Genomic DNA, 13,387 nt, shown 5'->3' with positions numbered 1-13,387 from the left:
GGGGTGGGGTGATCTCTCAACACGGGCAGTATTCTGCGAGGAGAGACCGTCACCCCACCCCGTCTCTCATCTTCGCTGCGCTCAGATGTGAGCCGACCCTCCCCCTCCAGGGGAGGGTAAGAGAGCCTACGACAGCGAATCCACGCTTTGGTCGCTCAGCGCGCCCGAGATGATCGTCACCGGCACCGGGAACGTGCCCAGCGCATGTGCGAGCAGTGAAACCAGCGGGCCCGGCCCCTCCGCGCCGGGACTCGCGGCCAGCACCAGCATGGCGATGTCGGGGTCCTCGTCGATCACCGCGAGCAGCTGTTCCATCGCGGCGCCTTCCCGAATCACCCGTTCCGGGGTGATCGCGGCGATGCCGTTGGCTCTACCGGCGGCGCGGTCGAGCGCGGCCTCTGCCGCCTCCTGCGCCTCGGCGCGCATGATGTCGGCGACACCAAGCCATTCCTGCGTCTGCTCCTCGGGCTCGATGATGCGCAGCATCACCACGCCGCCGCCGGCGCGGATCGCCCAGCGGCTGGCGTAATAGACCGCGCGATCCCATTCGGCGCTGTCGTCGACGATGACGAGGCATTTGGGCTTGTGACCCGGCTCGTAGCAAAGTCGCTTGCTGGTCATGCATGTCCCGGAATCTGCATGGCCGCATGCTGCCACACTCCCTCAATGTTTGGGAGAGGCGAAGCGGCCGGCGCCGTGGCGCCAGCCGGTCTTGCGGTCGTGCCTCAGCGCCGGCGGATGAAGCCGACGATGTCCTTGGACAGCTTCATGGTCTCGTCGGCGATGGCGCGGGCCCGGTCGGACCCGTCGTTCAGGATCGTATCGATATGGCCGGGGTCGGCGACGAGGCGCTTCATCTCGCCCGCAATCGGCGCGAGTTTTGTCACGCACAGCTCCGCCAGCGCGTTCTTGAAGCTGGAGAACTGGCCGCCGCCGAAATCCCTGAGCACGTCGGCCTTGGGGCGCCCGGAGAGCGCGGCGAAGATGCCGACGAGGTTGTCGGCCTCGGGGCGCGCCTCCAGGCCCTTCTCCTCCGTCGGCAGCGGCTCCGGATCGGTCTTCGCCTTGCGGATCTTCTGCGCGATGGTGTCGGCATCGTCGGTCAAATTGATGCGCGAATTGTCTGAGGCATCCGACTTCGACATCTTCTTGGTGCCGTCGCGCAGGCTCATCACACGCGTTGCCGGGCCCGTGATGAGGGGCTCCGGCAGCGGGAAGAACAAGCCGTCATTGGCGCCTTGCGCGCGGATGGAATCGCCGAAATCATTGTTGAACTTCTGCGCGATGTCGCGCGAGAGTTCGAGATGCTGCTTCTGGTCTTCGCCGACCGGGACGTGGGTGGCACGATAGAGCAGGATGTCGGCGGCCATCAGCACGGGATAGTCGAACAGCCCGACGGAGGCATTCTCGCGATCCTTGCCGGCCTTCTCCTTGAACTGGGTCATGCGGCCGAGCCAGCCCATGCGGGCGACGCAGTTGAAGATCCAGGCGAGCTCGGCATGGCCCGAGACCTGGCTCTGGTTGAACACGATGTGCTTCTTGGGGTCGATGCCGGCCGCGATGAACGCCGCGGTGACCTCGCGGGTGTTGCGCGAGAGCTCGGCCGGTCCGCCCCAGACGTCGACGCCTTGCGTGATCGCGTGCATGTCGACGACGCAATAGATGCAGTTGTGAGTTTCCTGCATCTTCACGAAGTTGACGATTGCGCCGAGATAATTGCCGAGGTGCAGATTGCCCGTCGGCTGGACGCCCGAAAAGACCCGTTCAACGAATGGCATGGTCAGCCTTCCCATAGGTATTCGGCCGTCGTTTCCAACAGCGGCGCTGCGCCGTCAAGGGTATTTCGCTGGGCTCGCGGTTTAGCTGGGCCGTTTCAGCGCGCTAACCGCCTCGCGCCAGGAGGCGGCACCGAGGATCTGCAGCAGCAGGCCGTAGACGACGATTCCGGCCGCGATCTGCACGCCGAGCGCGACGAATTTGATGAAGCCATGGGTCTCGGCAGGCACAAGGCCTCTGGTCAGCCAGAGCAGGGCGCCCATGACGATCGCGGCCAGCACGATCCGCGGCAATCGCGTGCGGGCGCTCGCGTCGACCGAGAAGCCGAACTCGCTCGTGCCTTTCCGGAGCAGCGAGAGCCCGCTGCTCCAGGCGCCGGCCGCGATGCTTGCCGCAATCCCGCTCGTGCCGAAGGCATGGCCGAGCAGGACAGCAAGCACGACAGCGACCACAAAGCCCTTGGCGGTGGCCATGAGCGGCGTCATCGTGTCGCTGCGGGCATAGAAGGCCGGCGACAGCGCCTTGATCAGAACATGCGCCGGCAGGCCTAGCGCCAGCCACATCAGCGCGCGCGCGGTGGCCGCGCTGTCCGCCGCGCCGAAGGCGCCATGCTCGAACAGCAGCCGCACGATCGGCTCGGCCAAGACGATCAGGCCGAGGGTCGCCGGCAGCGCCAGGCCGGTCGCCAGCTCCAGCGCGCGGGATTCGGCATGCGCCACCGCGTCGCGATCGCCGCTGCTCACGGCGCGCGTCAGCTCCGGCACCAGCACCGTGCCCATGGCGACGCCGACGATGCCGAGCGGCAGCTCGATCAAGCGGTTGGCGAAATAGAGCCAGGACACCGCGGACGGCGTCGCCGAGGCGATGATCGCGCCCGCGATCATCAGCCATTGCGGGCCCGAGCTCGCAATCATGCCGGGGATCGCCTTGGCGAAGAAGCCGCGCATTTCTTTGTCGAAACTCACGCGCAACGGTGCCGCGAGGCGTCCACTCCGCTGCGACAGAAGCATCAGCAGTTGCAGCAGGCCGGCGATACCGACGGTGGCCGCCAGCATCCAGGCCGCGAAGGTCGCGTCGGCATGCCCGACGAGCAGCGCTGCGATCGCGGCGATCAGCGCGATATTGAACAGCAGCGGCGAGAAGGCGGTTAGCGCAAAGCGCCCCTGCGCGTTGAGCAGTCCCATCAGCACGGTGACGGGACCGGCGAAGGCGAGATAGGGCAGCATCAGCCGCGCGTTCTCAACCGCGAGGTCGAGCGTGCCGCTGCCAAGGAATCCTGGCGCGATGACCGTGATGACCAGCGGCATCGACAAAGCGATCAGGATCGAGATCGCGATCAGGGCGGCGCTGACCGTGCCGAGCACGCGGCCGGCAAATGCGGAGGCGGCCTCCTCGCCATCGCGGTCCCGGGCGCGCAGCCAGGCCGGGATCAGCGCCGCGTTCAGCGCGCCCTCGCTGAGCAGCCGGCGCACCACGTTGACGAGCTGAAACGCCGCCAGAAACGCGTCGGCCACAGCGCCGGTGCCGAGCAGCGCCGCGATCAGGGAATCCCGGGCAAAACCCAGCAGCCGCGAGGCCAATGTTCCCGTCGAGACGGTGAGGAAGGAGCGGATCATTGCTCTCGAGAATACCGTTGCTTGCCCGCGAAGGCCCGGTCGTGATAGGCCGCGAGCTCAGATTTCAGGCCGACAGGAAGCGGATTTCCGCAGGGATCGCAATCCGGCAAACAGGATCAAGGTGAATGGCTGACGTGAAATATGACGTTCTCGGCATCGGCAACGCGCTGTTCGACGTGCTGGTCAGGACCGACGAGGCCTTTCTGGCCAAGCATGGCATGGCCAAGGGCAGCATGTCGCTGATCGATGAGGCGCAGGCGGCCGCCATCTACAAGGACATGGGTCCGGCCACGGAAGTCTCGGGCGGCTCGGCTGCCAACACCATCGTCGGCATCGGCAGCTTAGGGGCACGCGCCGCCTATGTCGGCAAGGTCAAGGACGACCAGATCGGCAACCTCTATATCCATGACATCCGTTCCGCCGGCGTCGCCTTCAACACGCCCGCCGCCACGGACGGCCCCGCCACCGGCTGCTCCTACATCCTGGTCACCGGCGACGGCGAGCGCACCATGAACACCTATCTCGGCGCCGCGCAGGATTTGTCGCCCGCCGACATCGACCCGGCCGAGATCGCTGCTGCCGGCATCGTCTATCTCGAGGGCTATCTCTGGGACCCCAAGAACGCCAAGGATGCCTTCGTCAAGGCGGCCAAGATCGCCCATGACGCCAAGCGCAAGGTGGCGCTGACGCTGTCGGATTCCTTCTGCGTCGACCGCTATCGCGACGAGTTTCTCGCGTTGATGCGTGGCGGCACCGTCGACATCGTCTTCGCCAACGAGTCCGAGCTGCATTCGCTCTACATGACCTCTGACTTCGACACCGCGCTGAAACAGCTGCGCAACGACGTCAATCTCGGCGTCGTCACCCGCAGCGAGAAGGGCTGCATGGTGGTCTCGGTGGAAGACGCCGTCGCAGCTCCAGCCTTCCCGGTCGACAAGGTGATCGACACCACCGGCGCCGGCGATCTCTTCGCCGCAGGCTTCCTCTATGGCCTGGCGCGTAACTTCGGCTACAAGCAGTGCGGCGAGCTCGGCGCGCTAGCGGCCGCCGAAGTGATTCAGCACATCGGCGCAAGGCCGCTGGTGTCGCTGAAGGAGCTGGCCGGCCAGCGTGGGCTGACGGTTTAAGTTTCGCTCTCTCGGCGTCATTGCGAGGAGCCCTTGCGACGAAGCAATCCAGAGTCTCGCCGCAGAGGCAGGCTGGATTGCTTCGCTACGCTCGCAATGACGATGTGGACGCAAGCGCGCGCCTCATCCTCCACTGTCATCGCCCGGCTTGACCGGGCGATCCAGTACTCCGAGGCGTCAGTGGTTTATCGAGAAGCCGCGGCGTACTGGATTCCCCGCCTTCGCGGGGAATGACAGTGTTCGCGTGGTGCGAGCGTCAACCCCTCACGCCGCCTTCTGCCCGCTTCCGGCAGCATCGAGCCCGGCATAGACCCCGCGCTCGAAGCCCGCGAACGCCTCCAGGCATTTCGCATCGGCGAACGGCAACAGCTGCATCAGGATCACGCCGGTGACGTCGCGCGAGGGATCGATCCAGTAATAGGTGTTGGCGAGCCCTGCCCAGGCGAGGCTACCCGCGCTGCGGCCCTCGGCGGTCTTGGCGGTGTTGATCATGAAGCTGAGGCCCCACTTCTTCACCTGCTCCGGATAGAGATCGACGTCGTTGGTGTACATCGGCGCCGCCGTCGTCATCTTGCCCATGGCGAGATCGCCGATGTGGTTCTGCGCCATCGTTGCGACGGTCTCGGCTTTCAGCACCTGGTTGCCGTTGCCGCGGCCCTTGTTCAGGATCATCTGGGTGAACTTGATGTAGTCGGCCGCAGTCGAGTAGAGGCCGCCGCCGCCCATGTGGAATTCCGGCTCCTGCTCGAGCTCGAACGGGATCGATGCGAGCTGGCCGTCCTCGCCGCGCGCATGCATGCCGACGAGGCGTTTGCGCATGTCGTCGGTGATCTTGAACGCGGTGTCGCGCATGCCGAGCGGGGTGAACAGATTGTCGCGCAGATAGGCGTCGAGCCGCTTGCCGCTGACGGACTCCACCGCCTTGCCGACGAAATCGATGTTGGTGCCGTATTCCCAGCGCGTGCCGGGGTCGGTCATGATCGGGGTCTTCAGCGCCGCATTCTGGCAGGTGGTGATGGCGGGAATGCCGTTCTTGTCCAGATAGACCGCGAGATCGCCGTTCCACATATTGTAGCAGAAGCCGGCGGTGTGGGTCATGAGGTGGCGCAGCGTGATCGGTCCCTTTGCCGGCCGCAGCTTCGCCTCGCCCTTGGCATCAAACCCTTCGAGCACCTGCGGCGCGGCGAGATCGGGCAGCACATCGCCGATCGGCGCATCCAGCGACAGCTTGCCCTGCTCGACCAGCTGCATCGCGCCCGCTGATGTCACCGCCTTGGTCATCGAGGCGATCCAGAACACGCTGTCGATTGTCATCGCATCGGGCTTGGACAGATCGCGCTTGCCGAACGCACCCTGATACAGCACGTCGTTACCGCTGGCGGCGATGGCGACCACGCCCGGAATCTCCTTGGTCTCGCTCTTCTGACGCAGAATCTCATCGATCTGTGCTTGGCTTTGCATGACGTTTCCTCGGGTTTGATTATTGTTGGAAGTGATCGATTGTCCTCCCGCATGCCCGGCGCGGCAAGCGCATCTATGGACCTGCGCCGGTCGCGATGTCGTGACTTGACCATCTTGGTCCCACGCAGGACGACAACGGGGCTGAAGCGGCGACGCAGCCTCACAATCTGTGGTGGATTGCCGAACTTCGCCCTGACCTGAGACGGGCTGCAGGCGATATGTTTCGTGAGTTTTCGGACACCTGAAACATTTCGTGAGTGGCCGCGTTCGGCGCCCGGCCCAATCCATGGGCCGACTAAGACTTGATGCAAATGTTGCCGGCCGTGGATGGGCGGCGAGGGGGACCTCAGATGATTTCGACCTGGAGCGAATGGAAGCGCTATCCCCGTGCGGGACGCGGCGAGAACCTGGAGGCGCCGATTTCGCCCGGCATTTACGAGGTCCGCATCGCCGGCACCGGCGCACTCTATTCCTTCGGCGCGGTCGACAATCTGGCGCAGGCGCTGGCGCTGCTGCCGGTCGGCTCGAAATCCTGGTTCGGCCGCCGTGACACCTCTCATGTCCCCGATCTCGAATACCGGACGTGCGCGACGTCCACGAAGGCGGACGCCAAGGCCGCGGCCGAGCGTATGATCGGCCGGCGCGAGACCTATATGAGCGGCGCGGCCTGATCATCCCCCCGGCGACGGTGCCACACCTCTCCCATAGGGAGAGGTCGCGCCGAAGGCGCGGGTGAGGGGTTACACTCTCTCGTGGGACCCGCGCCCCCTCACCCGATTTGCACGGGATGATGCTTCGCATCGCCCGGAGCAAATCGACCTCTCCCCGCTGGGGAGAGGTGAAGGGACCGCGCTCTCAGCTTAGCTATCAGCAGATGTGCGTTGCGGGGCGGTGCATTGCGCGCCGTCTGTCCCTATATTCCGGGCCGATCCGATCGCCCAGGGAGAAACGCCATGACCCAGACCGCCGCCACACGCGCCCCGCAAGCCAAGCCCCATTTGCGCGACCGGCTGAAGGACCCCTCGCTGCTGAAGGAGGCCTGCTACATCGACGGCGCCTGGGTCGGCACGCCGGTCTTTGCCATCAACAATCCCGCCACCGGCGTCGAGCTCGCCAAGGTTCCGCAGCTAGGTGCTGATGACACCACCAGGGCGGTCGAAGCCGCCGAGCGCGCCTTTCCCGCCTGGGCCAAGCACACTGCCAAGCAGCGCTCCAACATCCTGCGCAAATGGTTCGAGCTGATCATCGCCAACCGCGAGGACCTCGCGCTGATCCTCACCTCCGAGCAGGGCAAGCCGCTCACCGAGGCGCTCGGCGAGGTCGATATCGGCGCCGCCTATATCGAGTTCTTCGCCGAGGAGGCGCGTCGTGTCTATGGCGAGACCATCCCGACGCAGCGGCCCGATGCGCGGTTGCTCGCCATCAAGCAGCCGATCGGCGTCTGCGGCGCGATCACGCCGTGGAATTTCCCGAACTCGATGATCACACGCAAGGTCTCGCCGGCGCTGGCCGCCGGCTGCACCGTCGTGCTGAAGCCCGCCAACGAGACGCCGCTATCCGCACTGGCACTGGCTGTGCTCGCCGAGAAGGCCGGCATCCCCAAGGGCGTGCTCAACATCATCACGGGTGATGCGCCGCCGATTGGCAAGGTGCTGTGCGAGCATCCGGCCGTTCGCTTCGTCGGCTTCACCGGCTCGACCGCGGTCGGCAAGATCCTCTACCGGCAGGCCTCCGTCGGCGTGAAGCGACTCGGCCTCGAGCTCGGCGGCAACGCGCCGTTCATCGTGTTCGACGACGCCGACATCGATGCCGCGGTCGAAGGCGCCATCGTCTCGAAATACCGCAACATGGGCCAGACCTGCGTCTGCCCCAACCGCCTCTATGCCCAGGACAAGATCTACGACGAGTTCGTGCAGAAGCTGTCGAAGAAGGTCGCGGCGATGAAGATCGGCGACGGCACCGAGAGCGGCGTCACGCAAGGGCCCTTGATCAACATGAAGGCGGTCGACAAGGTCGAGCGCCACATTGCGGATGCCGTCAAGCGCGGCGCCAAGGTCGTCACCGGCGGCAAGCGCAGCGAGCTCGGACGCTCGTTCTTCGAACCGACGGTGCTGGCCGACGTCAAGCCGGACTCGCTGGTGTCGCAGGAGGAAACCTTCGGCCCGCTCGCGCCTGTCATCCGCTTCAAGGACGAGGCTGACGTCATCGCGATGTGCAACGCCTCGCCGTTCGGTCTCGCCTCCTACTTCTATTCCCGCGATCTCGGCCGCGTCTGGCGCGTCGCCGAAGCGCTGGAGTCGGGCATGGTCGGCGTCAACACCGGCCTCATCACCACCGAGGTCGCGCCCTTCGGCGGCGTCAAGGACAGCGGCCTGGGACGCGAGGGCTCGCATCACGGCATGGAAGAGTATGTCGAGATCAAATACGTGATGATGGCGGGGGTTTAAGCCCGGCTCTCTCTTACACCGTCTTGGCCGGGCTTGACCCGGCCATCCACGGTTTACTCCGCGGTACAAAGAACGTGGATGCCCGGGACAAGCCCGGGCATGACGATCTCCGGTTTCGTAGCCCGGATGAGCGCAGCGACATCCGGGACGACCGGTCCCGCATATCGCTGCGCTCATGCGGGCTACGCGACGCTCACCGCCGCAGCACCGCGATCGTCCGGTTCGCAAACGTCAGCCGCTCGGCCATGACCGACACGAAATAGGTCAGCAGCTTGTGGCTGAGCGCTGGATCCTCTTCCTTGATCGCGTCGAACTGGTGCGTGTTGAGCACGTAGAGCACGCTGCCGATTTCGGCCTGGATCGTCGCGCTGCGCGGGGTGTTTGACACCAGGCCCATCTCGCCGATCGTGGTGTAGCGGCCGAGGCTGCGTACGCGCGTGGTGCGGTCGTCCTCGGCGGGCACCATGATGCCGACGCGGCCGTCGAGGATGAAGTGCATGGAATCGGCGGGATCGCCGGCCTGCACGATGATTTCGCCGGCGTCGACCTCGATGCGCTGGCAGCGGTGGATCAGCGCGTCGGCATCGTCCTCGCTGCCGAGAATCCCCGCGAACCAGTCGCGCAGGCTGGCTTCTTCCTGCGCCAGGCCCTGATGCTGCGCGATGATCTCATTCTCGCACCATTCCAGCGCGTGGTCGAGCTCGGCAATAATGGTGACGCCCGCGCCGACGAAGTCGCTGGAGCGCAGCACCTTCTCGGCCGCAGCCGACAGATGCACCAGGATCAGCTCGACGCCGAGATCGGCCGCGCTGCGCTTGATCTGGGCGAAACTGTAGGCGGCCGACGAATCCACCCCGGTGACGAGCTTGAAGTCGAACAGCAGATAGCGGCACTCCGGGCGCTTCTGCAGCAGACGCTTGACGTGCTGGTAGAGCCGGTTGGCGGAGCCGAAGAATAGATAGCTCTGCAGATTGAGCCCCTGGATGTTGCCGCCATGGGCCAGCAGCACCTCCTGGTCGTCACGCGAGCGATCGAGCGAGGACCGGTATTCCGAGCCGTCGAAACTGTACTTGATCGACTCCACCCGCGCCGCGCTGAACGCAAACGTCGCGCAGCCGATGATCACGCCGATCAGGATGCCCGGCACGAAGCCCCAGGTGACGATGATGACGATGATGGCGATGAGCGAGAGATATTCGAGCTTCGAAAGCCGCCTGCGCGATTCGACGATCCATTTGTGCAGCTGGTCGGCGCCGAGATAGAGCAGCAATCCGCCGAGCACGAATTTCGGGATGTAGCCGAGTAATTCGGGGGCGATCGCGAGCATGAGCAGCGACAAGGCCGAGACCGTGAGGCCGGACACGCGGCCGCGACCGCCGCTGGAGAAATTGAGGATCGAGCGGCTGACCGAGATGCAGCCGGCATAGCCGCCGAGCACCCCGGTCAGCATATTGGCCGCGCCGGTGACGTTCAGCTCGCGCTCCAGATTGGCCTCGCGGTGCATGGCCACCTCGATGCCGGTGGTGTTGAACAGCGTGCTGGATGCGGTGACGAAGATCACGGCGACGAGATTGCCGAGCAGGTCCGGCACGGCGAACCAGGGATATTGAATGAAGCCGTCGGTGTGCCAGGGCACCATGAAGGAAGCGGCCGGCGGCGGCCGGAAGGTCCAGCCGAGCGCGCGGGCTTCATCGGGCGAGATGCCGGAGATCCAGAACGCCAGATGCGCCGTGAGCACGCCGCCGACCAGAATGATCGGCAGTCCGAACGGGCTGCGCGAGCGGTGCCAGATTAGATAGAGCACCAGCGCCATGGCGCAGGCCGCGCCCAGCTCCGACAGCGCGACACCGTCGGCGAAGCGCCGCAGCGTCGCGAGCTGCACGGGATGATCGGTGATCACCCGGATCGCGCCCATGACGATCAAGAGCCCGGTGGCGCCGAGGAAGCCTCCGACCACGGGATAAGGCACGTAGCGGATGGCGCGGCCCAACCGCGTCAGGCCCAAGCCGCACAAGACGACGCCAGTCAGCACGGTGGACAGGCACAGCGTGATCAGGACGGGTGAGAGCAGCGGCGCCGACGGATCGGCCGCCGCGATGCGTTCGACCAGCGAGGCCGCCAGGATTCCCGTCACCGCGGCGGTCGAGCTGTCGGGTGCGGCAATTGCGAAGGGCATGGAGCTGCCGAGTGCGATGACCGCCGCAAGCACCGCCGAGCTGATGAAGGTCGCGGCGATTCCGTAGGACAGGTAGGGCGACAATGGTCCGGCGAAGATCAGCAGCGAATAGGACAGTCCGAAAGTGACGGTCAGGACGCTGGCGGCACTTCCGCCCAATATGTCGTTGAGCGCCCGCTTGATGGCCGGATTGAATCGAGAGGTCGGACTGAAAATGATTGCTGGATCGGTCACGCCGTTGCGCTCGCCCCCTGAAAAAGTCCGTCGTAGAGGACTACGGGCTTAACGCAACAGGATTCTTGTAATTATGAAATATCCGACAGTTGTGCCATGGTCTTCTGGGGATGCCGTTCACACCATGTGAATGGTCAATCATAGGGTGGACGGGAAAACCGAAGCCTCCACAACCACCGCTGTCATTCCCCGCGAAAGCGGGGAATCCAGTACGCCGCGGCTTCTCCGTATCACATCGCCGTCTCTGGAATACTGGATCGCCCGGTCAAGCCGGGCGATGACGGTTGAGGGTGCGGCGCGCAGGTTCCCAGCCCCACCCCTGCTGCACTCGCAATGACGGAGCGCGCGGCAGCAGCCGCTAAATCTTCAGCTCTTTCCCTGTCACGCGCCGGTACGCTTCCAGATACCGCTTGCTGGTCGCGTCCACCACGCTCGCGGGCAGTGGCGGCGGTGGGGCGTCGCCATTCCAGCGGCCGGCGCGGCGCTCGATGTCGAGATAGTCGCGTAGGGGTTGCTTGTCGAAGCTCGCCTGCGGCTGGCCGGGCTTGTAGGCGTCCACTGCCCAGAACCGCGAACTATCGGGCGTCATGACCTCATCGATCAGGATGATGCGGCCTTCCTTGTCGCGGCCGAACTCGAACTTGGTGTCGGCGATGATGATGCCCTGCTCGCGGGCGAGCTCCTCGCCGAGCGTGTAGATCGCGCGCGTCATGCTCTCCAGCGTGTAGGCGACCTCGTCGCCGACCACCTCGCGCATCCGCGCGATCGTGATGTTCTCGTCATGGCCGCTCTCGGCCTTGGTCGCCGGGCTGAAGATCGCAGGCTCCAGCTTCTCGCTCTCGACCAGGCCTGCCTTCAGCTTCTCGCCGGCCAGCGTGCCGCTCGCGGCATATTCCTTCCAGGCCGATCCCGAGAGGTAGCCGCGGATCACGCATTCGATCGGGAAGACGGTGGTCCGCTTGCACAGCATGGCGCGGCCGAGGATCTCGGCGCGGTGCGGTTTCAGCGCCGGCACGGCCGCAATGATCTCGTCCGTGTCGGCGCTGATCATGTGATGCGGCACCACGCCTTCGAGCTCGCCAAACCAGAACGCGCTGATTTGCGTCAGCACCGCGCCCTTCATCGGAATGGTCTCGCCCATCACCACGTCGAAGGCGCTGATGCGGTCGGTGGTAACGAGCAGCAGGCGGTCATCGTCGACGGCGTAGATGTCGCGCACCTTGCCGCGTCCGATCTTGGGCAGGGGCAGGTCGCTGGAGAGCATGGTGGTCATCGGCAGAGCCTTCGCACAAGGAATCCAGCCGCACTTGGTTGCGCGGCCGGACACCGGATTAGCCTATTCCGGCAGCGGAATGAACTCATGTTCCTGCGGAACTGCCGCGAAGCGGCCGGTTTTCCAGTCCTGCTTGGCCTGCTCGATCCGCTCCTTGCTGGAGGAGACGAAATTCCACCAGATATGGCGCGGGCCTTCCAGCGCGTCGCCGCCGAGAAACATCATCCGCGTCGCCTTGAGCGCCTTCACGGTGATGCGGTCGCCGGGCCGGAAGATCAGCAGCCGCGGCCCCTCATAGCGCTCGTTCGCGATCTCGACCTCGCCGTCCACCAGGTAAATCGCGCGCTCCTCATGATCGGGATCGAGCGGCACCGTCGCGCCCCCGACCGCCGTGACCTCGGTGTAGAACCAGGGCGACACCATCGCGACAGGCGAGGCGATGCCGAAGGACGAACCCGCGATCACGCGTGCGGTGAAGTCGCGCTCGGAGATCATCGGCAGGTCGCCCGCCGCATAATGCTGGAACGAGGGTGCGATCTCTTCCGACCCGGTCGGCAGTGCGATCCAGCTCTGCAGGCCGAGCATCTTCTGGCCCGCGGCGCGCTGCGTATCCGGCGTGCGTTCGGAATGCGCGATGCCGCGGCCGGCGGTCATCAGATTCATCGCGCCGGGCGCGATCTCCTGGACGTTGCCCTCGCTGTCGCGATGCATGATCATGCCGTCGAAAAGGTAAGTGACGGTGGCAAGCCCGATATGCGGATGCGGCCGCACGTCCATGCCCTTGCCGGAGACGAACTGCACCGGTCCGAAATGGTCGAAGAAGATGAAGGGGCCGACCATCTGCCGCTTGCCATGCGGCAGCGCCCGCCGCACCGCGAATCCGTCGCCGAGATCGCGCGTCCGCGGCACGATGACGAGATCGAGCGCATCGCAGGATTTGGGATCGCCGAGCACGGGATCGTTGTCGGGCATCCAGCTCATGGGTAGGCTCCTTTTTGGCTTTCTTGGGCGTGATCGTAGCAGGAATTTGCAGCGCCGTCGCGACAAAGGCCGGGCCGGACGTCACGTCGCAACAGTGCCACATACTCCGCTGTCAACGCCTTGCTCCGCTGTCATCGCCCGCGAAGGCGGGCGATCCAGTACGCCGCGGCCCATCGGTTCAATCACAGCCGTCTCGGAGTACTGGATCGCCCGGTCCTAGTGCGCAATTGCGCACTGGCCGGGCGATGACAGTTGAGAGTGAGGATGGTCCTTGAAAAAGCAAGCCCAACGACCGA

The 13,387-nt window shown here is 65.2% G+C and carries 10 protein-coding genes; 3 read left to right on the top strand and 7 right to left on the bottom strand.

Features of this window, described 5'->3' with window-relative positions; all coding sequences use genetic code 11:
* Window positions 1-126 precede the first annotated feature (126 nt).
* The 3 genes from CVM73_RS34340 to murJ all read right to left on the bottom strand — a co-directional run bounded on the left by CVM73_RS34340 (window position 127) and on the right by murJ (window position 3,392).
* A complete protein-coding gene (locus CVM73_RS34340) occupies window positions 127-621 on the bottom strand; it encodes a universal stress protein (protein WP_100236197.1) in 495 nt (164 codons plus the stop codon).
* Window positions 622-725: 104 nt separating this feature from the next.
* Complete coding sequence (gene trpS / locus CVM73_RS34335; RefSeq protein WP_100236200.1) at window positions 726-1,778, bottom strand: tryptophan--tRNA ligase; 1,053 nt, start codon at window positions 1,776-1,778, stop codon at window positions 726-728.
* Between the two features lie 81 nt (window positions 1,779-1,859).
* On the bottom strand, window positions 1,860-3,392 hold the full coding sequence (gene murJ, locus CVM73_RS34330) for a murein biosynthesis integral membrane protein MurJ (protein WP_100236196.1): 1,533 nt from the start codon (window positions 3,390-3,392) through the stop codon (window positions 1,860-1,862).
* A gap of 125 nt (window positions 3,393-3,517) precedes the next feature.
* On the opposite strand from murJ, the gene CVM73_RS34325 reads away from it, so the two are divergent.
* Window positions 3,518-4,519, top strand: a complete 1,002-nt coding sequence (locus tag CVM73_RS34325) for an adenosine kinase (RefSeq protein WP_100236195.1) — start codon at window positions 3,518-3,520, stop codon at window positions 4,517-4,519.
* Window positions 4,520-4,783: 264 nt separating this feature from the next.
* On the opposite strand, the gene CVM73_RS34320 is transcribed toward CVM73_RS34325, so the two are convergent.
* The gene (locus CVM73_RS34320) at window positions 4,784-5,980 is read right to left on the bottom strand and encodes a serine hydrolase domain-containing protein (protein ID WP_100236194.1); all 1,197 of its coding nucleotides are present in this window, start codon (window positions 5,978-5,980) and stop codon (window positions 4,784-4,786) included.
* Between the two features lie 350 nt (window positions 5,981-6,330).
* Here CVM73_RS34320 and CVM73_RS34315 point away from each other — a divergent pair, with 350 nt between their 5' ends.
* A complete protein-coding gene (locus CVM73_RS34315) occupies window positions 6,331-6,651 on the top strand; it encodes a hypothetical protein (RefSeq protein WP_100236193.1) in 321 nt (106 codons plus the stop codon).
* A gap of 282 nt (window positions 6,652-6,933) precedes the next feature.
* Window positions 6,934-8,427: an NAD-dependent succinate-semialdehyde dehydrogenase gene (locus CVM73_RS34310; RefSeq protein ID WP_100236192.1), complete on the top strand. Its 1,494-nt coding sequence runs from the start codon at window positions 6,934-6,936 to the stop codon at window positions 8,425-8,427.
* 193 nt (window positions 8,428-8,620) lie between these two features.
* Here CVM73_RS34310 and CVM73_RS34300 read toward each other — a convergent pair whose 3' ends face one another.
* The 3 genes from CVM73_RS34300 to CVM73_RS34285 form a co-directional block, all read right to left on the bottom strand.
* The gene (locus tag CVM73_RS34300; RefSeq protein ID WP_100236190.1) at window positions 8,621-10,837 is read right to left on the bottom strand and encodes an SLC26A/SulP transporter family protein; all 2,217 of its coding nucleotides are present in this window, start codon (window positions 10,835-10,837) and stop codon (window positions 8,621-8,623) included.
* Between the two features lie 358 nt (window positions 10,838-11,195).
* Complete coding sequence (locus CVM73_RS34290; RefSeq protein ID WP_100236188.1) at window positions 11,196-12,110, bottom strand: phosphoribosylaminoimidazolesuccinocarboxamide synthase; 915 nt, start codon at window positions 12,108-12,110, stop codon at window positions 11,196-11,198.
* 63 nt (window positions 12,111-12,173) lie between these two features.
* Window positions 12,174-13,091: a pirin family protein gene (locus CVM73_RS34285; protein ID WP_100236187.1), complete on the bottom strand. Its 918-nt coding sequence runs from the start codon at window positions 13,089-13,091 to the stop codon at window positions 12,174-12,176.
* Between the last annotated feature and the right edge of the window lie 296 nt (window positions 13,092-13,387).

The sequence above is a fragment of the Bradyrhizobium forestalis genome, assembly GCF_002795245.1.
Classification (GTDB): Bacteria; Pseudomonadota; Alphaproteobacteria; order Rhizobiales; family Xanthobacteraceae; genus Bradyrhizobium; species Bradyrhizobium forestalis.
This window is presented reverse-complemented; position numbering and strand designations above follow the sequence as displayed.

Excerpts from the sequence above, each read along its gene's own strand:
- CVM73_RS34340 (WP_100236197.1), bottom strand. The coding sequence starts at position 621 with ATGACCAGCAAGCGACTTTGCTACGAGCCGGGTCACAAGCCCAAATGC.
- trpS (WP_100236200.1), bottom strand. The coding sequence starts at position 1,778 with ATGCCATTCGTTGAACGGGTCTTTTCGGGCGTCCAGCCGACGGGCAAT.
- murJ (WP_100236196.1), bottom strand. The coding sequence starts at position 3,392 with ATGATCCGCTCCTTCCTCACCGTCTCGACGGGAACATTGGCCTCGCGG.
- CVM73_RS34325 (WP_100236195.1), top strand. The coding sequence starts at position 3,518 with ATGGCTGACGTGAAATATGACGTTCTCGGCATCGGCAACGCGCTGTTC.
- CVM73_RS34320 (WP_100236194.1), bottom strand. The coding sequence starts at position 5,980 with ATGCAAAGCCAAGCACAGATCGATGAGATTCTGCGTCAGAAGAGCGAG.
- CVM73_RS34315 (WP_100236193.1), top strand. The coding sequence starts at position 6,331 with ATGATTTCGACCTGGAGCGAATGGAAGCGCTATCCCCGTGCGGGACGC.
- CVM73_RS34310 (WP_100236192.1), top strand. The coding sequence starts at position 6,934 with ATGACCCAGACCGCCGCCACACGCGCCCCGCAAGCCAAGCCCCATTTG.
- CVM73_RS34290 (WP_100236188.1), bottom strand. The coding sequence starts at position 12,110 with ATGACCACCATGCTCTCCAGCGACCTGCCCCTGCCCAAGATCGGACGC.
- CVM73_RS34285 (WP_100236187.1), bottom strand. The coding sequence starts at position 13,091 with ATGAGCTGGATGCCCGACAACGATCCCGTGCTCGGCGATCCCAAATCC.